This window comes from Prochlorococcus sp. MIT 1223 (assembly GCF_034092465.1).
Classification (GTDB): domain Bacteria; phylum Cyanobacteriota; class Cyanobacteriia; order PCC-6307; family Cyanobiaceae; genus AG-402-N21.
The window spans coordinates 969,960-990,566 of record NZ_CP139303.1; the positions used below are offsets into that span (position 1 = coordinate 969,960).

Genomic DNA, 20,607 nt, shown 5'->3' on the forward strand with positions numbered 1-20,607 from the left:
TATTCTTCTGAAGAAATAAGTGCAGCATTTGCTTAAAGCCCTCTTTACCACGTTTCTAATAGGCATTAATACCATTCATATGCCATCATATGCACAAAAAATTGATTTTGGGAATATTGAAGAACGTCTAGAACGTGCATTAAACAAAAAAGATAAAAAGGTTTTAGAAAATTTATTTTCTAAAACCTTTTTATTAGAGATAACGCAAAAAAAAGAAGATTTTCTTAATCGATTCCCTGATTCGGAATGGATTATCAAGCGTAAGGAAATAGATAAGGATGCAAGGTTGATTTTAAATGTTTTGATTAAGGGTATAAGAGAGATTGATAATCAGAAATTCATATTAGAATCAAACCAAGATATAGCTATAACGATTGAAGAAGGAAAAATAAATAACTATCAAATCATTAAAGAGGTTGCAATACTGAGAAGCATTAAGAGCGAGTTAAAACTTAACATATCAATACCTGACAAGGTACTTACAGGTTCTAAATATGATGCTGATGTCATATTAGAGTATCCATTAGAAGATGATTTTATTGCAGGAGGCTTAATTAGTGTAGATAGAAATGAAATTAATAAAAATTTTAATCCTTATATCAATTTATTGCCTCTTAGTGCAGGAGGAATTTTTAAATCCATACAAGCACCGTTTAGTCCAGGTAGTCAAACTTTAGCGGCATTAATAGTTCATTCGAAAGGCATAGTATCAATTACAAAAACAATAATGGTAGTATCTGAAATGAAATAAAGTATATGAATTATATGGATAAAATATAAATATCTAATTAATTAATATTGAAAGTATTTTCTGACTATTGATCATCAAGGGCTGCAACACCAGGCAGTGATTTTCCCTCCAGCAACTCAAGGCTTGCTCCCCCACCAGTTGATATATGAGACATTGCTGCTGCGAGACCAGCCTTTTCTACGGCTGCAACTGAGTCTCCTCCTCCAATAATAGTACAGCAACCTTGTTTCCCTAATTCTGCCAATGTTGTAGCTATTGAATTAGTACCATTTGCAAACTTTTCAAATTCAAATACACCCATAGGACCATTCCAAATAACAGTTTTGCAATCAGTTAAAGCATCTTGAAAAAGACTTACTGAATCAGGACCAATATCTAGGCCCATCCATCCATCTGGAATTGAGTCTATTGAAGAAATTTGGCTAGATGCCTCTGGTGAGAAATCATCTGCAAGAACAACATCAGTTGGTAAAAGGAATTGAACGCCTTTTGCTTTTGCTTTCAATTCAAGCTCTTTTGCTAATTCAAGCTTGTCTTCCTCTACCAAACTCTTTCCAACAGATAGTCCCCTTGCTTTATAAAAGGTAAAAATCATACCTCCACCTATCAAAACCTTATCGCATTTATCTATAAGAGATTCAAGAACTCCTATCTTGCTACTTACCTTGGAGCCACCAACAATCGCTGCCAAAGGTCGCTTTGGCTCATCAATCGCACCTTGCAAGTATTGAAGTTCCTTTTCCATTAAATATCCAGCAACACAAGGACTTAAAAACTTTGTCACCCCCTCTGTAGATGCATGGGCACGGTGAGCTGCACCAAAAGCATCATTAACGTACAAATCAGCAAGAGAGCCTAATTCTTTTGCAAACTCTGAATCGTTCTTCTCTTCTCCAGCTACAAAGCGAACATTTTCAAGAAGAAGAACTTCTCCATTCAACATCTTCTGAACTTGTTCTTGAGCTGCTTCACCAAAACAACTTTGAGTTTTAGCAACTGTTTTGCCTAGTAATTCACCCAATCTTGTAGCAACTGGTGTCAAACGCATTGTTTCGTTGACTTTTCCTTTAGGCCTTCCAAAATGAGCGGCCAGAATTACACGCGAACCTTTACTTATAAGATCGTTAATCGTTGGTAAAGCAGCTCTAATCCTTGTGTCATCAGTTATTTCACCTTCATCATTAAGTGGAACATTAAAATCAACCCTAACAAGTACTCGCTTGCCGCATAGGTCCTCTGCTCCAAGACTAGACAGGGAACGCTTTGCCATGGGTGCCTCAAAAATTAAAAACTGGCTGACAATAACGCTTCACATGCCTCATTTGTATATTTTGGAGACAGAGAAAATAACTGGCTATTCCCTAAAGGGCCTATAACACAAGAAAATTGAAGAAATTCATCAAGAGTATTCAAATAAAAATTGAAATAATTTTATGAGAATTTTGTACGATAACTCAATTCGTCAAGAGTATTGAAAAGCAATCACACTTCAACTTACTTGTACACTAATTAATCCTCTATGTCCCCTTAAAGTTAAAGATTCATCTTGGTTGATAGAATCCTCTTTATATATTTTTAATTCTTAAAAGTCGAATAAAGATATTTGAAGAAAGGATAAAAATCAAAGCCTCTATAATAATTCCTGTGGACCTTCTGTATCTATAATTAGTGACATGAGTGCTCCGATAATTCAATGGTACCCAGGCCACATTGCAAAAGCAGAAAAACAACTCAGTAAAAATCTAGAAAAAGTTGATCTAATTATTGAAGTTCGTGACGCGCGTATCCCATTAGCTACATCTCATCCACACTTAGGGAAATGGATTAAAGGGAAAAAACATCTTCTAGTAATTAATCGCCGAGATATGATCAGTGTTGAAGCAATGAAGAAATGGGATAAATGGTTTAGAGACAAAAACGAAACACCATGGTGGTGTGATGCAAAATCAGGTACTGGTGTAAAACAAATTCTAGATGCCTCTACACAAGCTGGTGAAGAACTAAACGAAAGAAGAAAGTCTAGGGGAATGCTAAGTCGACCTGTTAGAGCTCTTACATTAGGATTCCCGAATGTCGGTAAATCTGCTTTAATTAATAGATTGGTACGCAAAAAAGCTGTCGCAAGTGCTCGCAAAGCTGGTGTTACAAGATCATTGCGATGGGTAAAAGTTGGTCAAGACCTCGACTTACTAGATGCGCCTGGAGTATTGCCATCAAAATTAGATGATCAACATGCCGCTTTATTACTCGCTTTATGCGATGATATTGGACAAGCTGCATATGATACAGAGTTAGTAGCTATTGAATTTTTAAAAATATTAATAGAGCTAGAATTAATTAATTATTCAGGCTTTTCTAGAGATGTATTAAAGGAGCGATATGGAGTAGATGACAAATTAGATAGACACAATGTTCATGAATGGCTCATCTCAGCAGCTTCCCTCCATACTTCTTCAGACACAAGTAGAATGGCTCAAAGGTTATTGGATGACTTTCGGAAAGTGCTACTTGGCCTTATCTCTCTCGAATTACCTTGATAATTGATAGCAAACAACAAGTCTTTGGAGAAGGAGATGGGGAGCTCTTAATACTCCATTATCATAAACCTCTACCTATGCGATTAGATCGCTGGCTTGTAAGTCAACGACCAGAACAAAGTCGTGCACGCATACAAAAGTTTATCGAAGCTGGATTTGTACGTGTTAATGAAATCACAGGAAAAGCAAAAACACCACTGAGGAATGGCGATGAGATCCAGTTATGGATGCCACCTCCCGAACCTCTCCCATACTTACTACCTGAAAAAATAAATTTAGATATACTTTTTGAAGATGACCACATAATAGTTGTCAACAAACAAACAGGAATAGCTGTTCACCCAGCTCCTGGTCATAAGGATGGAACACTAGTTAACGGTTTATTACATCACTGCAAAAACTTACCGGGTATTGGAGGTAAATTGAGACCTGGAATAGTTCATAGACTCGATAAAGATACAACCGGATGCATTGTTATTGCAAAAACGCAGAATGCTCTTGTAAAACTACAAATTCAAATTCAAAAAAGGATTGCATCCAGGAAGTATATAGCCATAGTCAATGGAGCTCTTCAAGATGCAGAAGGAACAATAATTGGAGATATTGGTCGACATCCTATTAATAGGAAAAAGTATTCTGTTGTTACTGATGGATCTGGACGTTATGCATGTACTCACTGGAAATTGGTAGAGCGACTAGATGATTACTCCCTAGTACAGTTCCAACTTGATACAGGGCGTACTCATCAAATTCGAGTACATTGTGCGCATATAGGACATCCAATTCTAGGAGATCCCATTTACAGTAGATGTAGAAAACTTCCTATTGTTTTATCTGGGCAAGCGCTACATGCTATACAACTTGGTCTAGTACATCCTGTTCACGAGCAACATATGGTTTTTGAAGCACCAATACCTAATGAATTGGAACGTCTACTAAAAATTCTAAGGGTTAGAAAAGTAACCCATTAAGATAGTTTTGGACAAGCATTGATTAAGTTTTTTGTAATCGAACTTTGAGGGTTATGGAAAATTTCTTCGCTTAGACCTTCTTCAATAATTTGACCATTATCCATAACAAATATCCTGTCACAAAAGCCATTAGCCAACAAAAGATCGTGAGTTACAAAGAGAATTGCAAGTCCAAGTCTTTTTTGTAAAGACTTCAATAAAGATAAAATTTCTACTTGTATTTCAGCATCTAACATACTGATACTTTCATCGCAGATAAGTACTTTTGGTCTCAAGCTAATAGAGCGAGCAATTGCTACACGCTGTTGCTGGCCTCCAGATAATTCATGGGGATACCTCTTTTCAAATAACTCAGGAGGTGTAAGACCTACATCTGTAAGTAATTCTCTTACTTTTTCTTTCGCTTGTGATTTATTACACAGCTTGTGAAGCAAAAATGGATCAGCAATTGCTTCGCTGACTATCATTTTTGGATTTAAGCAGGCTAATGGATCTTGAAAAACCATTTGAATTGCAATCCGCTTTTGCCTTAATAAAGGATGATGAGAATCCAAAAGTTTTATGCCACTTAGTTTGACAATTCCTCCTCTGATTGGCACTAAACCCATAAGAGCTCGGCATAATGTACTTTTTCCACAACCCGATGCACCAACAATCCCTAGGGTTTCTCCCTTAAGTAATTTAAAACTTATATTATCTACAGCTTTAAACCATTTAAACTGCCAAGGCCAACCAGAACAAGCATACCAACATCTGAGATTTTCGGCCTCCAGGATTATACTATGTCTAGATGTAGTGCTCAGTCTTTTCAATTGTCTACTTTTAGTAGCCTTTACAAGTTCTTTCCCGATTAATGATTGAGGTTGATTCAACAAAATTTCACTAGGAGCACTTTCAACAATCTTCCCTTGATCTAGAATCGCTGTCCTATGACACCATTTCCCCGCTAAAGCTAAATCATGGCTTATCAGTAACATCGCAGTACCAAGTTCATCACAAAGCCGAGTCAATTCGCTCATAATTTGACTTGCAATTAAAACATCCAAACTTGTAGTTGGTTCATCAGCAATCACTAAAGGAGGATTAAATGCAATCGCGAGAGCTATTCCTAGGCGTTGGCGCATTCCTCCACTAAATTCATGTGGGTAAGAGTCAAAAAGTCCAGGATCAATACCAACAAGATCTAATAACTGACAAGCTCTATCATATTTATATTTAAAGTCTTTATTTTTTGTATGTGAATTAATAGTATCTAGCAAATGGTTCCCAATACTCATCAAAGGATTCAATCGGGTCATTGGATCCTGAAAAATCAATCCAACAGACTCTCCCCTAAATTTTTGTAATGTGAATTTATCTAGATCTTTTAAAGATTGTCCACCCACAAATACTTTCCCCTCATATGTACACTTCGGAGGCAATAATTGGAGTATTACTTTTGCTAAGGTGCTTTTCCCACAGCCTGAACTCCCAATTAAAGCAACTCTCTCTCCACGTCGAATATTCAAGTTCAGTCCATTTAATGTCCAGTTCATACTGGTTGGATAACGTATACGAAGATTATCTATTTTCAAAGGGTCTTTTAAAGAATTGATCATTGATGTAGCAAGGATTGCTTGAACTGAATAAGATAAATAAATGGGCAAAAGTGCATGATTGAGGCAACCTCTATCAACAAGTTAGGTCAGGGAAAAAAGTCCTATGGCTCTTCATTTGCTTACGAGCCGCAACTTAAGGCAAACCCCATGAAAAAGTCAGAGGATTACAAAATTCCTTTACCAGACTGGCTTCAAACTTGTATTAACAGTAGTCCTCATACTCTAGGTGAATCTTGTCCATTACATTCAGAAACATTAATATCAATTGCTTTTGATTTAGCTTTCGAACTCCATCAAGGTCAATTCCGGGCTAGCGGTGACCCCTATATCAGTCACCCTATAGCCGTCGCTGATCTACTTAAAGAAATTGGTGCGAGTCCAAGTGTTATTGCTGCGGGCCTACTGCATGATGTCGTTGAAGATACGGAAATAACACCAGAAAAGCTTGAAGGTTATTTTGGTACTGAAGTTAGAGAGTTAGTGGAAGGTGTAACTAAATTAGGAGGCATACACTTTACTAATAGGACTCAGGCTCAAGCTGAAAATTTGAGAAAAATGTTTTTAGCAATGGCAAGTGATATAAGGGTTGTGCTAGTCAAACTAGCTGACAGGCTTCATAACATGCGAACAGTAGGTTCATTACCAAGAGAAAAACAAGAACGTATAGCACTAGAAACACGAGAAATATATGCTCCATTAGCTAATCGACTAGGGATAGGTAGATTTAAATGGGAACTTGAAGATTTAGCTTTTAAATATCTTGAACCTGACTCTTTTAGAGAGATACAGGAGTCAGTATCTGTCAAGAGAAGTGAAAGAGAAGAAAGGTTGAATGTGACTACAAGAGTTCTCGAAGAGAAACTTTCTACAACAGGTTTAACCAAGTGTGATGTTAGCGGTAGGCCAAAACATCTTTATGGAATATGGAGCAAAATGCAACGACAACAAAAAGCCTTTCACGAAATATATGATGTTGCAGCGTTAAGAATTATCACTCCTAATGTGGAGTCTTGCTATAGGGCATTAGCCGTAGTACATGACACTTTCAGACCCATTCCAGGCAGATTTAAAGATTATATTGGACTTCCCAAGCCAAATGGGTATCAATCACTTCATACAGTTGTCATTGGTCGTCATAGGCCTATAGAGGTCCAAATCAGAACTCCCGAAATGCATCAGGTCGCTGAGTTTGGTATTGCAGCTCATTGGAAATATAAAGAAGGTGGTTCCCCTGCTGCAAGCAATACTGAACGATTCAACTGGCTACGACAATTAATTGAATGGCAACAAGAAAGTGCTAATAGTGATCATAATGACTATCTAACTTCGATCAAAGAAGATCTGTTTGGAGAAGAGGTATTTGTATTTACACCTAATGGAGATGTCGTTGGGCTTAGAAAAGGTTCGACAGCCGTAGATTTTGCTTATCGGATTCATTCGGAAGTTGGTAATCATTGCAACGGAACAAGAATTAACGACAAACATTGTGCTTTATCTACTTCACTTAATACTGGAGACTTTGTTGAAATTCTTACAAGCAATTCAGCACATCCGAGCCTAGATTGGCTCAATTTTGTTGCCACGCCTACTGCACGGAATCGCATACGCCAATGGTACAAAAAAAGTCATAGGGAAGAGACTATACAGAGAGGAAAAGATTTACTAGAGAAAGAGCTTAGAAGAGATGGTTTTGATGGGCTACTTTATAGTGAATCAATGGAGAAAGTTGCTGAGAGATGTAATCTAAAATCAATTGAAGATTTATTAGCATCACTTGGGTTTGGAGGGATAACTTTACATCAAGTGACCAATCGCCTTCGGGAGGAAATCCATCTAAAGAATATTTCATCTGATATAGCTCTTAGCAATGAAGATATTGCACAAAAGATTGTAGACCAAGCTGATCAGTCAAGTTCAAAAAGACTCTCTAGTAATAAATCCCCGATTCTAGGAATAGAGGGACTTGAATATCGATTAGGAGGGTGTTGTAATCCTCTCCCAGGAGAAGAAATTATAGGTACTGTTGCATTAGGAAATCATGGCATAACTATTCATAGGCAAGAATGTATAAATGTAAGTTCAATTCCAACTGAGAGGAGATTAAGAGTCCAATGGAACAAGACAGATTTTGTGAAAGATGAGCGATATGAAGTGCAACTACGAATTGAAGTTATCGACAGAGTAGGTATTTTAAAAGATATATTGCTTCGTCTTTCCGATAGTCAAATTAATGTTAGTGATGCTCGTGTTAAAACTTCTTATGCTAAACCAGCATGTATTGACTTAAAGATAGAGCTCAAAAGTGCCGAACAACTGAAAGAAACTATTAATCAAATTAAATCTATGGCTGATGTTCTCGATATTGCTCGAATTAGCATAAGTTGAGACCGTAATTAGTAAAAGAATAATTAGGATCCTTTGAAAGCTTAATTAAATAAAGCTTATATGAATTGATAATTTGGAAGGAACGCTGGATTTGTTCAATGCAATCTTTTTCCTATTGGAAAATCCTTCAATAGGACGTACATGATGAAACCTATGAGTAATCCAAAAGTAATTCCTACAACCGTACTTCCAAGTAACAGTGTACTGCTTAAAACCCAGCCTTGTTCCCAAATATCTTGTAGAGTAAATCCTCTAAAATCTGTCCAATAGTTTGCATTCTGAAGAAAAATAGAGCCGATTTTATAATTGAACCAATATAAAGGTATATATGTGAACGGATTACTAATCCAAGTTCCAACAACTGCTAATAAGCGATTAGACTTAAAGAGACTTGCTAATATGACACTAAGTCCTGTTTGCAAACCAAAAAAAGGAAAGCATCCGCAAAATACTCCTATTCCTATTCCTCTTGCCCGCTCAGCAGAAGTACCATCTTGACTCCATATCCAAAAAAGAAATCTACGAGACCTTTTAAATAAGTTAATAAGAATTTGAATCATTTCACAACCTCATGAAAAGATAAAAGAAACAACCTGAGATAAGTTTATGAAATACTCTGAAGTAAATAATTAATGAATTTACCTTTCCATACCGAAGAAACAATCGCAGCTATTGCTACGGCAATATCCGCAGGGAAAGGTGGGATTGCTGTCATACGTATTTCAGGAAATTCAGCATTAGCAGTAGCAAAAAATATTGTCCATATACCTGGTACGAAACAATGGGAAAGTCATCATGTTCTTTATGGTCATGTACAAGATAAAGAAACTCGAGAAATAATTGATGAAGTTTTAGTGTTTTTCATGAAAGCTCCTAGAAGCTTTACAGGAGAAGACGTTGTTGAAATTCATTGTCACGGAGGACTAGTCGCTGTTCAAAGAGTCCTTCAGATAGTATTACAAAGCCCTTTAGCTCGAAGAGCACTTCCTGGTGAGTTTAGTGAAAGAGCTGTATTAAATGGTCGGCTAGATTTAACACAAGCAGAAGCAATAAGTGACTTAATTAGTGCACGAAGTGAAAAAGCTGCGAAATTAGCTGTTGTTGGAATATCTGGTGAAATAAATAAAAAAATTTCACACCTAAGAGAACAACTTCTTGATCAACTAAGTGAACTTGAAGCAAGAGTTGATTTTGAAGATGAGCTACCTCCCCTTGATCCCCAAAAATTATTAAATGAAATTCATAAAGTTGAGAATCAACTACAAGTACTTATAGATGATTCTAAAAGCACTTCATTTGTTCGCAACGGAATAAAAGCTGTCCTTGTTGGATTACCAAATGTGGGAAAAAGTTCATTACTAAATCGTTTAAGCAAATCTGAAAAAGCAATTGTCACAGATGTTCCTGGTACAACTAGAGATTTAGTCGAGATTGGAATTGTTCTTAAGGATGTCCCAATCACACTTGTTGATACAGCAGGCATACACTCTTCTAAAGATGCCGTAGAAAAAATAGGCATTGAAAGAAGTCATCAAGCAATAAAAGATGCTGATGTTATCGTTTTAATTTTTGATTTAAGTAGAGGTTGGAGTCAAGATGATCAAAATTTACTGGATCAAATACCATTAGAAATACCAAAAATTATTGTGGGAAATAAATCTGATATTGCTGCTCCATTGCAAAGCGTCAAGCCTAATATCAGGTTTAGTGCTTTAACAGGTGATGGTGAAGAGCAATTAATAACTAAAATCTTAACAGCTTGCGGAACGAGTAATATTGAGGAGTTAAGAATTAGTTTAAATGAAAGACAACTAGATTTAGCTATTCTAGCAAAATCTGCATTAGCTAGAACACAAGACTTAGCTTTTCAGGATTTACCTTGGGACTTTTGGACAATTGACTTAAGAGAAGCAATACACAAGTTAGGAGAATTATCAGGAGAGGAAATCACAGAATCTATACTAGATAGAATATTTTCAAGATTTTGTATAGGGAAATGAACTTTCGCTAAAGTGATTTTTATTTAAAGTATAACTTCCAATTTCACCAATTTTTTCTCAACGTGAACTTACTCACTCCATCCCTCAACAAACTTTTAGATCTTTGGATAGATGAAGATATTGGTCGTGGTGATCTAACTAGACTATCTGTTGACAATCAAATTGTTTCAGCATATTGGGTTGCAAAGGAAGAAGGTGTTTTTTGTGGTGGAACTTTAGTAGAACAGTTATTCCATAAATTTGATTCTGCAATACAAGTCAACTTAAAAGTTCAAGATGGGTGCAAATTTAAAGTCAATGAGCATATTTTGAGTCTCAAAGGATCTGCTGCTGCACTATTAGCTGCAGAAAGAACTAGTTTAAATTTAGCGATGCATCTTTCGGGAATTTCTACAGCCACTGCACTTCTTGTTGAGCAGCTCAAGGGTACAAACGTTCGTTTAGCCGATACTCGTAAAACGACTCCAGGACTTCGGGTTTTAGAAAAATATGCTGTAAGATGTGGTGGTGGCATCAACCATCGCATGGGTTTAGATGATGCGGCTATGCTTAAAGAGAACCATTTAGCATGGACAAATGGAATCGAAACCACAATTCAAACAGTACGAAAATCTTGTCCTTGGACATCAAAAATAATTGTTGAAGCTGAAACAACTGAGCAGGCTTTACAAGCTGTAGAAGGAGGAGCAGATGGAGTCCTTTTGGATGAAATGTCTCCTGAATTAATACTGACGCTTGTGCCAAGGTTAAGACATTTAGCTAAAGTTAAAAATCCCAACAGAAGTTCTAATCAAATTATTATTGAGGTCTCTGGAATAAACCCCAAGGAATTAAAAACCTACGCCAACACCGGTATTGATTTAATCTCAACAAGTGCACCTATAACTCGCAGTGCATGGATAGATTTAAGTATGCGTTTTGAAGAACATCACAATCAAAAATAATGCTAGAGCTCTCATCCAGTCTCAAAAAACAACTTGATTTGGCACTTCAAAATGCCTTTCCTGAAGAATGTAAGGCTGCATTAGCAGGCGGGAAAGCTCTTGACCCTTTATTAGCACCCGCTAGCAAGCCTGAGTTTGGTGATTTTCAAGTAAATGGGGCTCTAACATTAGCAAAAACGATCAAACAACCGCCTAGACAAATAGCACAATCAATTATTGATCAACTTAAAAAGAACGAAGAGTTTCTGAATGCTTTTGAATATCCAATAATTGCTGGTCCTGGTTTTATAAACATAACTATCAAAGTTAGTCAACTAATTGTAGAAATAAAAAAACTCTTAGAAAATGATCGTTTAGGTATCCCATCTATAGCATCTCAAGAAAACCAAAAGTTTAAAGGCCCAGTAATTGTGGACTTCTCAAGTCCTAATATTGCGAAGGAAATGCATGTAGGACATCTGAGATCAACAATTATTGGTGACTCACTAGCGAGGGTTCTCGAATTTAGAGGTTATAAAGTTCTTCGCCTAAACCATGTGGGTGATTGGGGCACACAATTTGGGATGTTAATCACATATCTCAAGAAAGTTGCTCCAAAAGCTCTTACAACTCCTGATCTGGTCAATTTAGGAGATCTAGTAACTTTCTATAGAGAAGCCAAAAAAGAGTTTGATGATTCTGAACAGTTTCAACAGTCTTCAAGGGAAGAGGTCGTTAAATTACAGCAAGGTGATTTGCTTAGCTTAAAAGCTTGGCAATTACTTTGTGACCAATCTCGCAAAGAGTTTAATAAAATCTACGATCGTCTTAATATCAAACTGATAGAAAGAGGGGAGTCCTTTTATAACCCATATCTACAAGATGTAGTTGATGATCTTCTAAAAGCTAATTTACTAGTTACAGATGATGGTGCACAATGTGTTTTTCTGGAAGGAATTAGCAGTAAAGAAGGTAAACCCTTGCCACTAATAATTCAAAAAAGTGATGGTGGTTTTAATTATGCAACAACAGACTTGGCAGCGATAAGATATAGATTTAATACGCCTCCCAATGGAGATGGGTCAAGCTACATCATTTACATAACTGATGCAGGGCAATCCAATCACTTCTATGGAGTCTTTCAAGTAGCTAAACGAGCTAAATGGATTCCAAGTAAATGTCATGTTGAGCATGTACCATTTGGCCTAGTGCAAGGAGAAGATGGCAAGAAGCTCAAAACTCGATCTGGCAAAACTGTAAAACTTAAAGATCTATTAAATGAAGCAGTGAGTCGAGCGAAAACAGATCTTCAAAAACGATTAAAAGCAGAGGGACGGACTGAAAGTATGGATTTTATTGAGCATGTATCAAATACAGTAGGCATTGCTTCCGTAAAATATGCTGACCTAAGTCAGAATCGAGTCACTAACTATCAGTTTAGTTTTGATCGTATGCTTGCTTTACAGGGAAATACAGCTCCCTATCTCCTTTATTCCTTAGTTCGAATTGCAGGTATTGCACGCAAAGGTGGGAGATTGGAAACCCTTGTAGATAATATGGAATTTAGTCAATCCCAGGAAATCAATCTAATCAAAGAATTACTTAAATTTGATGAAACCATATTTGCAGTGGAAAAAGAATTATTGCCAAATCGTCTATGTAATTATCTATTTGAACTGAGTCAAGTATTTAATCGCTTTTATGATCAAATACCTATCTTGAAAGCTAACGAGCCGTCCAAATCTAATAGATTAGTTCTTTGTCGTCTTACAGCAGATACTCTAAAACTTGGGTTAAATCTTCTTGGTATCGAAACTTTAGAAAGAATGTAATGAAATCCATTCAAGATCCATCAAAACTACCACTTCCTAGAAACGAAGTAGAGGTCATGAATAGCTATTCAGCCCCATTAGAAGGACGTAGAGATTTACTAAGACTAGATTTTAATGAAAATACACTCGGCCCCAGTCCATTAGTTATTGAGGCACTAAAAAAAATCCCTTCAAATCACATTGCAATTTACCCAGAATATAATGGTCTCAAAGCTGCTATTGCAGACAATCTAAATTTACATAATCGGACAAGTATCAAAAGTCAGCAAGTTGGGATTTTCAACGGAGTAGATGCAGCAATTCATGCCATTTTCCATGCTTACGGTGATGTTGGAGAACAACTCCTTACAACAATACCTACATTTGGTTATTACACTCCTTGTGCAAATATGCAAGGGATGGAAATTAATGCAGTCCCTTATCAAGGAGAGAATTTTCTTTTTCCCTTTGAGGAAGTCTCAAAAATTTTAGAAACTCAACAACCTAAACTTTGCGTAATATGTAATCCCAATAACCCTACTGGAACAAGACTTAGTCCTGAAAAAATTCTCAAACTCGCAACAATATCTCAGAAGACTTTAGTTGTAATAGATGAGTTATATGAAGCATTTACTGGTGATAGTATTTTACCTTTTACAGACTTCAATAAAACACCTAATCTAATAGTGCTTCGCTCTTTATCAAAAACAGCTGGACTCGCAGGGTTGCGTATTGGATTTGCAATTGGCAACCCTGAGGTTCTTAATTTAATTAATCGTGTAACAGGTCCATATGACATCAATAGTTTTGCAGTTACTGCAGCTTTTGCTGCTCTCAAAGATCAATCCTATGTAGATAATTATATTAAAGAAGTTTTAAATGCAAAGCTATGGATAAAGAAACAATTGAGCATGAATAAAATAGATCATCATATTGATGGAGGTAATTATCTTTTAATATGGCCAAATATATCCCCTAATAAAATAACAGCATCATTAAAACTAAAAGGGATACTTGTTAGAAGTATGGAAGGTAAATCCCTCATTGATGGTGCAATAAGAGTAAGTATTGGGACAATACCTCAAATGAAACAATTTCTAGAGGCATTCCTTCAGATTAATTAGATAGTCAATAAAGTTATAACCTAATCCATTAGTTTGATAGTCATATTCTTAGGAATCTTTCTTGATAATCTAAAACTTTTACCAACCCTTTGAACTTCTACATCATTCATGGCTTCCAAGAAGGGTTCAACACCTTGTTGATCACAAGTATTCGAAGATTTAGCCTGAGCATATTGCACTGGGAGAATTATTTTAGGCTTCAACTCTTTTGCCACAATTGAAGCTTCTCTTCCGTTATAAACCTTTGATCCTCCACCAACCGCAATAATCAAGACATCAGGCCGACCTATTAATAGTTTATCTTCTAACGATAAAGGAGCAGCAGCCCCTCCAAGATGAGCAAATTTCAACCCACCCTGCTCCCAGCTCCACAATGTTGCATGTCCAAAGCGTCTGCCGCCTAGACGATCATGGGGTACTTTGAACCCTTCTAAATTAAGACCATTTACAACATATGAACCAGGCTGAACAAAATACACTCCATTAGCAACTCTTGCACCTTCATCAGCCAATTGAGAACTAGCAAGAATAATATCAACGTTTATTTTAGGTTCGGTCAAACCCTTTGCACAACCTACTGCTTTGAATGGGTTAAGTAAAATAGATTTACCTTCTCCCTTTATTAAAAGAGCACTATGTCCATAATTTGTAATTTCCACTCCTTGTGCAAATGAGGGAGTCGCTACTACAAATAAAAAAGTCAACGCAGAAAAAATATGCTTAAAAGATGTCTTCAGGCTCAAGAGTTTAAGTGTCATGAAAAATCTAATTGTACTAAGTTCATTAGCAATATTTATATTACGCTTTAGCTGAGTCTAAAAAATTACTCAAAAGTGTATGTCCTCCCTCTGTTAACACACTCTCTGGATGAAATTGAACTCCTTGAAGATTATTGTATTTCGAATGGCGAATACCCATAATTGTTCCATCATCCAACCATGCTGTCACTTCAAGGCATTTAGGTAACGTCTCTTTATCAGCGATTAAACTGTGATATCTCGTTGCCAATAAAGGGTTAGGCAAGTTTTGAAAAAGGCCCTCGCAGTTATGCAAAACATGAGACGTTTTTCCATGCATCAACTCTCTAGCCCTAACAATCTTGCCGCCAAAAGCTTTTGCAATAGCTTGATGACCTAAACAAACACCTAGAATTGGAATATCCCCTGAGAGTTCAAATAAAATATCCATACAAATTCCAGATTGACTTGGATCTCCAGGGCCTGGGGAAAGAACAATATAGCTAGGATTAATATCCTTTATCTCCGCAATAGACAAAGCATCATTACGTTCAACTCTAACTTCTTTGGCTATAGGGTATTCGTCAGAGAGTTCCTCCAAATACTGAACAAGGTTGTATGTAAAACTGTCGTAGTTGTCAATAACAAGAATCATCAGATTTAAAATTCAGAAACTAAAGTCCTAATCGAATCCTTAAAGGCTGTAGCAATATAATGAAAGCTACCAAGACAGCACCAAAAGAAGCTATCAGAACTGCAGCAGCAGCACAATCTTTAGCAATTCGAGCAAGTGGGTGAAATTTGCGGCCAATCGCCAAATCAACAGTCGCTTCAATAGCAGTATTTATTAATTCAAGAATTAAAACTAAAGCAACCATGCAAGTAATTATCGACAAGTTTGTTGCATTAATTTCAAGAAATATTCCAACGATATATGTAAGAACACCTAAAATAATTTGAATACGGAAATTACGCTGGCTTTTCAGAGCATAGCCAATACCTTTCAGAGCATAAGAAAAGCTAGTAGGCAAATCTTTAGCTATTCTCCAAGAACTTCTTCGCAAATTAGTGCTAGGAAGACTAGAAAGATCTTTAATTTTTCCTCTTAAAAATCTAACCTTAGGAGAACTCATAATTGTTTAAATCATAGAACTGTGAGCAGCCAAGCTAAGTTTAAGAAGTTTGTCCTGAAATCTCAGCATCTCCTTAAGACTTTTCTGATCAGGGTGATCCCAGCCCAAAAGATGTAACAAGCCATGACTAACAAGCCATTGAAATTCAATAATTAATTCATGATTATGTTCTAAGGATTGCTTTTTAGCAGTGGGAACAGAAATAACTATATCTCCTAACTCAACCATATTATCTTCCATGTAAATCATATGAGGGTCCAATACAGGGAAAGAAAGGACATCAGTTGAATAGTTTTTTTTTAGCCATTTTCTATTTAATTCTTTAATTGTAATATCATCAGTAAATTTTAATCCTATGCTAAAAGAATTTAATTTTCTAATTTCATTTGGGCAAATACAATTAGAACTATTAAAAATATATATAAGCCAAGTTTTAATTACTTTATTCCAAAATTCACTATTTTTAAGTAATGATAAATCTAAAGGGTTTACGAATTGCATCAGATTTGGTTCTGAAATTGAAGTTAATGCAAGGTCAATTTCTAAGTCATATGATTCTTTAATTAGAAAACTCATTTATACTTTACTGTGGGATATGGGGCCTGGCTAAAGTTGCAATTAAAAGTATAAATACAATGAAACCAAAAAATGTTAAGCCGAGATGCATAATGCTTTGGCTACCTTTTCGAACCATATTTCTCATAGCTAACTTGACGAAGCTAGGAGGTGGTGCATTCTTAGAAGATTTTATTTTTTCAGTCAAATAAGTATTAATTTGATTAGTCATAATGATGACTCATTTTCTGTTTTGTCTGCTTCTTTCCTTAATAAAGCTTGAATAAAATGATCTAATTCTCCATTCATCACGGCCTCAACGTCTGTTGTCTCCTCAGAAGTACGTAAATCCTTGACCATTTGATAGGGATGAAAAACATAATTTCTAATTTGATTACCCCAAGCTGCTTCTACAACATCACCTCTAATGTCAGCTATCTCAGCAGCCCTCTGTTCTTGAGCAATCACCATTAATTTAGCCTTTAATAAAGCCAACGCTTTTTCTTTATTTTGTAATTGTGAACGCTCTTGTGTACAGCGAACTGCTAAACCTGAAGGTATATGAAGAATACGAACAGCTGTTTCAACTTTGTTCACATTTTGACCACCTGCTCCACCAGATCTACTTGTAGTAATTTCTATGTCTTTTTCTGGCAAATCCAGAACAACCTCTTTTTCAAGCTTCGGCATAACCTCAACTCCAGCAAAACTTGTTTGCCGCTTGCCATTTGCGTTAAAAGGGGAAATTCTTACTAAACGATGAGTACCTTTTTCATTCTGTAAATATCCATAGGCATATTTTCCATTAATCTCGATAGTCGCACTTTTAATCCCTGCTTCTTCTCCTTCAGAAAGTTCATTCACTGTTGTATTCATACCATGATCATCAGCCCATCTTGTATACATCCTTAAAAGCATTTGTGCCCAATCTTGAGCATCAGTGCCACCTGCTCCTGCATTTATAGAAAGGACAGCGCCTTCCTTGTCATATATACCGCTTAAAAGACGTTCAAGTTCCCATCTGTCCAATTCCTGTCTTAATTCATCCAAGCCTTCCTGAGCCTCAATCAGCATTTCATCATCAGACTCTGTTTCACAAATTTCCAAATAGACATTTGCATCTTCGATTTGTTTTTTCCATTTATGTAAGGTTTGAAGCTGATCTTTCACATCATCAAGCAATTGCATCTGCCTTTGAGCCTCTTCTTGATTAGTCCAGAAGTCTGGCTGAGAAGCAAGTTGCTCTAGATCAAGCTGTCGAGCTGTCAAGGCAGGAACGTCAAAGACACTCCTGGGCTTTGCCCAGACGATCAGCAATCACTGAAAGATCTCTTTTAAATTCAGTTACGTCAAACAAAATAAGTAAATAACCTCATCCATAAGAAACTATCAGGGGAGGTGCCTTAATAAGATCATAATCAATTCTTAAATCTGAAATGGCAAAAGTTGAAATCTACACATGGCGATTTTGTCCATTCTGTATTAGAGCTAAAGAGCTTTTAAAGAAAAAAAAGGTGGATTATATTGAATATGCAATTGATGGGGATAATGAGGCTCGCAGTGTAATGTCTGCACGTGCTAATGGGAGAACAACAGTTCCTCAAATTTTTATCAACAACAATGGAATTGGTGGTTGCGATGAGCTTTATCAACTGGAACAGAACGAGGATTTAGATCAATTACTTGCCTCATTGCGTTAAAACGATGAAACAACTATTTGTACTTGACCCCATCAAGCAAATCAATCCTTTAAAAGATTCATCTGCTGCATTAATGGAAGCAGCTCAAAGGCACGATATTGAAGTTTGGATTTGTTCGCCTTCAGACTTACAAGCAAGAGGTGATAAAGCCTGGGTAGCTGCGAGTTCAGTAAATACGAAGCCCTGGATTGAAGTACATCAATCTGAAAGTATTCCGTTATCGGATTTTTCTTGTATTTGGATGCGTAAAGATCCTCCTGTTGATGAAGCTTTTCTTTATGCAACTCATTTATTAGAAGTTGCAGAAAGAGATGGAGTTCTTGTTTTAAACAAACCTGCCTCATTAAGAGCATGGAATGAAAAGCTTGGAGCATTACGTTTTAGTGATCTAATGGCACCAACTTTTGTTGCAAGCAGAGTTTCAGAGTTAGCAGCCTTTGCACAAGATCAAGGTGAAGTAGTAATTAAGCCATTGGGAGGGAAAGGAGGCCAAGGTGTTGTTCGTGTTGCTAATGCAGCACCTGGTCTCGAAGCATTGTTAGAACTAATTACTTCTCAAGAACAGTTACCGGTAATGATGCAAAAATTCCTGCCCAATGTAATGGAAGGTGACAAAAGGATTCTCTTAGTAAATGGAGAGCCATTAGGTGCAATTAATAGACGCCCAAAAAAAGGAGATTTTCGAAGTAATCTCGCTCTTGGAGGAAAGCCAGAAGCAACTGAATTAACTAATCGTGATAAAGAAATATGCAGCAACCTTAAACCTTCTTTAAGGCAAGAAGGTTTGTTTTTTGTAGGTATAGATGTTATTGGTGGGATGCTCAGTGAAATTAATGTAACAAGCCCAACTGGCATTAGAGAAATAGAGCAATTAACGACTATTCCATTAGCAGATCAAGTTATAGAACATCTCTTGAAAATATTAGAATAAGCACCATTACCCAAATTCAGCTGATTAGCTAATACAGCAAACTTTAGAGCTACTTCCTGCATTTCTCCTTCGATCGAAGATCCCTTAACTAAACCAGCGCCTGCAATTAAATCAAGTTGATTTCCACGTGAATAGCCACATCTAATAGCAACTCTAAAATCGGCGTTTCCATTAATATCTACCCAACCAATAGGCGCTGCATAACAACCTCTTTCAAATGGTTCTAGAGCTCTTAACCAATTCAATGCATTTCTTCTTGGCAAACCAGCGACAGCTGGTGTTGGATGCAATGCACCTAACAAATGTAACGGCAATCTGTCTTTTGCTTTTGCAAAAATTGGCGTATGTATATGAATAAGATCACCCTGTTTAAATAGCTCAGGTGCTCTAGGACTCTCAGGCTCTAAACCAAAATCAACAAGCTGTTCAACAATAGAAGACACTACCAATGCATGTTCTCTAAGATTTTTTTCAGATCTCAATAAATCAATACTTTGAGAATTCTTATTCGCAGTACCTGCAAGAGCATCACTTCTAACTTGTCCTGATTTAACACTCAAAAGTCTTTCTGGAGAAGCTCCAAAAAACGATTGTTCCTTATTCGTTCTCCAAAGAAATCGACAACTAGCCTCTTGATGATGCCGAAGCTTAGCAAGCATAAACAATGGGTCAAAAGGTTTCTCTAGAACAATTGATTGCCTGACAGCTAGTACTAGCTTCTTCAATTCGCCACTATTAACTAACTCAATTCCCCTAGAAAGAGAAGGTCGGTAAGAGTTACACCAATTATTTCCCATAGAATGAACTAAATCCTTATCAAAAATCTGGCCAGAATGATCAAGAATTGAGTTACATAGATTATCTCTCATTAACCAAAGGTGTTCTGCTATTTCTCGAGCATCCGATTCGTGACTAACAACCGCATTAAGTCGTAGCCAAGCTAATTGATTTTCACTTGTCAATTGCCACCTAGGCAAAACAGCTTGCAAAGTTGTTTTGCCTCCAATGTCTGTGTCCTGTTTAGCTATCTGCTCAAAAAAAGAAAAAGCCAATAAAACTCTGGGCTTGGCATGATTAGGTCCGTTTGGAGCTGCATCTATAAGTCGAGAAAAAGTCTCATCACAAAATCGTTGCGCAAGGTCAAATCTTTGTTGACCACCTAAATCAAAATGCTGACATTGACCTGCCGCAGCGATACATAATGAAGGCATGCAGTCCCATAAGAAACTAAATTGTTCGTGTCTGGCAATTACTGGCAATTGAATTAACGGATCAATTAGCTTAATAGGTATGGCCAAACTTAAAACAAATTCATCAACATCCCTTTCATGCCAACACCTTGTTGATGCTGTCAAAATCTGGCTGAATGTTGAAACAGAATGCATATGGAATCAGGTCTTCATTAACAACCTATTCAAATGTATCAATCGTCACTAACAATAGAGGAAACT

At 36.7% G+C, this 20,607-nt stretch carries 20 protein-coding genes; 10 read left to right on the forward strand and 10 right to left on the reverse strand.

Features of this window, described 5'->3' with window-relative positions; translation table 11 throughout:
- Positions 1-19: 19 nt before the first annotated feature.
- Positions 20-751, forward strand: a complete 732-nt coding sequence (locus tag SOI85_RS05235; protein WP_320663373.1) for a hypothetical protein — start codon at positions 20-22, stop codon at positions 749-751.
- A gap of 64 nt (positions 752-815) precedes the next feature.
- Here SOI85_RS05235 and SOI85_RS05240 read toward each other — a convergent pair whose 3' ends face one another.
- Positions 816-2,021 (reverse strand): phosphoglycerate kinase, encoded by a 1,206-nt coding sequence (locus tag SOI85_RS05240; RefSeq protein WP_320663374.1) that lies wholly within the window; start codon positions 2,019-2,021, stop codon positions 816-818.
- A 403-nt stretch (positions 2,022-2,424) separates the two neighbouring features.
- Here SOI85_RS05240 and ylqF point away from each other — a divergent pair, with 403 nt between their 5' ends.
- Both ylqF and SOI85_RS05250 read left to right on the forward strand, forming a co-directional pair.
- On the forward strand, positions 2,425-3,288 hold the full coding sequence (gene ylqF / locus SOI85_RS05245; RefSeq protein ID WP_320663375.1) for a ribosome biogenesis GTPase YlqF: 864 nt from the start codon (positions 2,425-2,427) through the stop codon (positions 3,286-3,288).
- Complete coding sequence (locus SOI85_RS05250; RefSeq protein WP_320663376.1) at positions 3,285-4,259, forward strand: RluA family pseudouridine synthase; 975 nt, start codon at positions 3,285-3,287, stop codon at positions 4,257-4,259. Before ylqF ends, SOI85_RS05250 begins: the two co-directional genes overlap by 4 nt.
- Here the strand turns inward: SOI85_RS05250 and SOI85_RS05255 are convergent.
- Positions 4,256-5,857, reverse strand: coding sequence for an ABC transporter ATP-binding protein (locus SOI85_RS05255; RefSeq protein WP_320663377.1), 1,602 nt, complete (start codon positions 5,855-5,857; stop codon positions 4,256-4,258). The genes SOI85_RS05250 and SOI85_RS05255 overlap by 4 nt on opposite strands.
- 54 nt (positions 5,858-5,911) lie before the next feature.
- Between SOI85_RS05255 and SOI85_RS05260 the strand changes: the two genes are divergently transcribed.
- The gene (locus tag SOI85_RS05260) at positions 5,912-8,242 is read left to right on the forward strand and encodes a RelA/SpoT family protein (RefSeq protein ID WP_414477774.1); all 2,331 of its coding nucleotides are present in this window, start codon (positions 5,912-5,914) and stop codon (positions 8,240-8,242) included.
- Positions 8,243-8,337: 95 nt separating this feature from the next.
- Here SOI85_RS05260 and SOI85_RS05265 read toward each other — a convergent pair whose 3' ends face one another.
- A complete protein-coding gene (locus SOI85_RS05265) occupies positions 8,338-8,802 on the reverse strand; it encodes a DUF2062 domain-containing protein (protein WP_320663378.1) in 465 nt (154 codons plus the stop codon).
- A gap of 72 nt (positions 8,803-8,874) precedes the next feature.
- On the opposite strand from SOI85_RS05265, the gene mnmE reads away from it, so the two are divergent.
- The 4 genes from mnmE (at position 8,875) to SOI85_RS05285 (ending at position 14,100) form a co-directional block, all read left to right on the forward strand.
- Positions 8,875-10,242 carry a tRNA uridine-5-carboxymethylaminomethyl(34) synthesis GTPase MnmE gene (gene mnmE, locus SOI85_RS05270; protein ID WP_320663379.1) on the forward strand — a complete coding sequence of 456 codons (1,368 nt, stop codon included), beginning with the start codon at positions 8,875-8,877 and terminating at the stop codon, positions 10,240-10,242.
- Positions 10,243-10,304: 62 nt separating this feature from the next.
- Positions 10,305-11,186 (forward strand): carboxylating nicotinate-nucleotide diphosphorylase, encoded by an 882-nt coding sequence (nadC, locus tag SOI85_RS05275; RefSeq protein ID WP_320663380.1) that lies wholly within the window; start codon positions 10,305-10,307, stop codon positions 11,184-11,186.
- A complete protein-coding gene (gene argS, locus SOI85_RS05280) occupies positions 11,186-12,997 on the forward strand; it encodes an arginine--tRNA ligase (RefSeq protein ID WP_320663381.1) in 1,812 nt (603 codons plus the stop codon). The genes nadC and argS overlap by 1 nt, the downstream gene beginning before the upstream one ends.
- Positions 12,997-14,100: a histidinol-phosphate transaminase gene (locus tag SOI85_RS05285; protein ID WP_320663382.1), complete on the forward strand. Its 1,104-nt coding sequence runs from the start codon at positions 12,997-12,999 to the stop codon at positions 14,098-14,100. The genes argS and SOI85_RS05285 overlap by 1 nt, the downstream gene beginning before the upstream one ends.
- Before the next feature lie 20 nt (positions 14,101-14,120).
- Here the strand turns inward: SOI85_RS05285 and SOI85_RS05290 are convergent, their stop codons facing one another.
- From SOI85_RS05290 to prfB, 6 genes are all read right to left on the reverse strand, one after another.
- A complete protein-coding gene (locus SOI85_RS05290) occupies positions 14,121-14,858 on the reverse strand; it encodes an MBL fold metallo-hydrolase (RefSeq protein WP_414477775.1) in 738 nt (245 codons plus the stop codon).
- Between the two features lie 40 nt (positions 14,859-14,898).
- Positions 14,899-15,492 (reverse strand): aminodeoxychorismate/anthranilate synthase component II, encoded by a 594-nt coding sequence (locus tag SOI85_RS05295; RefSeq protein ID WP_320663384.1) that lies wholly within the window; start codon positions 15,490-15,492, stop codon positions 14,899-14,901.
- 19 nt (positions 15,493-15,511) lie between these two features.
- Complete coding sequence (locus SOI85_RS05300) at positions 15,512-15,970, reverse strand: diacylglycerol kinase family protein (protein ID WP_320663385.1); 459 nt, start codon at positions 15,968-15,970, stop codon at positions 15,512-15,514.
- 6 nt (positions 15,971-15,976) lie between these two features.
- Positions 15,977-16,546 carry an rRNA maturation RNase YbeY gene (gene ybeY, locus SOI85_RS05305; RefSeq protein ID WP_320663386.1) on the reverse strand — a complete coding sequence of 190 codons (570 nt, stop codon included), beginning with the start codon at positions 16,544-16,546 and terminating at the stop codon, positions 15,977-15,979.
- Positions 16,547-16,553: 7 nt separating this feature from the next.
- A complete protein-coding gene (locus SOI85_RS05310; protein ID WP_320663387.1) occupies positions 16,554-16,757 on the reverse strand; it encodes a DUF3285 domain-containing protein in 204 nt (67 codons plus the stop codon).
- Positions 16,754-17,882, reverse strand: a protein-coding gene (gene prfB, locus SOI85_RS05315) for a peptide chain release factor 2 (protein WP_320663388.1) whose coding sequence is annotated in 2 segments (ribosomal slippage) — positions 16,754-17,806 and positions 17,808-17,882 — 1,128 coding nt in all. Because the reading frame shifts where the segments join, the coding sequence is not laid out codon by codon here. Before prfB ends, SOI85_RS05310 begins: the two co-directional genes overlap by 4 nt.
- 79 nt (positions 17,883-17,961) lie before the next feature.
- Here prfB and grxC point away from each other — a divergent pair.
- Together grxC and gshB are read left to right on the forward strand one after the other, a co-directional pair.
- The gene (gene grxC / locus SOI85_RS05320; protein ID WP_320663389.1) at positions 17,962-18,225 is read left to right on the forward strand and encodes a glutaredoxin 3; all 264 of its coding nucleotides are present in this window, start codon (positions 17,962-17,964) and stop codon (positions 18,223-18,225) included.
- 4 nt (positions 18,226-18,229) lie between these two features.
- On the forward strand, positions 18,230-19,156 hold the full coding sequence (gene gshB / locus SOI85_RS05325; RefSeq protein ID WP_320663390.1) for a glutathione synthase: 927 nt from the start codon (positions 18,230-18,232) through the stop codon (positions 19,154-19,156).
- Here gshB and SOI85_RS05330 read toward each other — a convergent pair.
- Positions 19,120-20,541: an isochorismate synthase gene (locus SOI85_RS05330; RefSeq protein ID WP_320663391.1), complete on the reverse strand. Its 1,422-nt coding sequence runs from the start codon at positions 20,539-20,541 to the stop codon at positions 19,120-19,122. The genes gshB and SOI85_RS05330 overlap by 37 nt on opposite strands.
- Positions 20,542-20,607 lie beyond the last annotated feature (66 nt).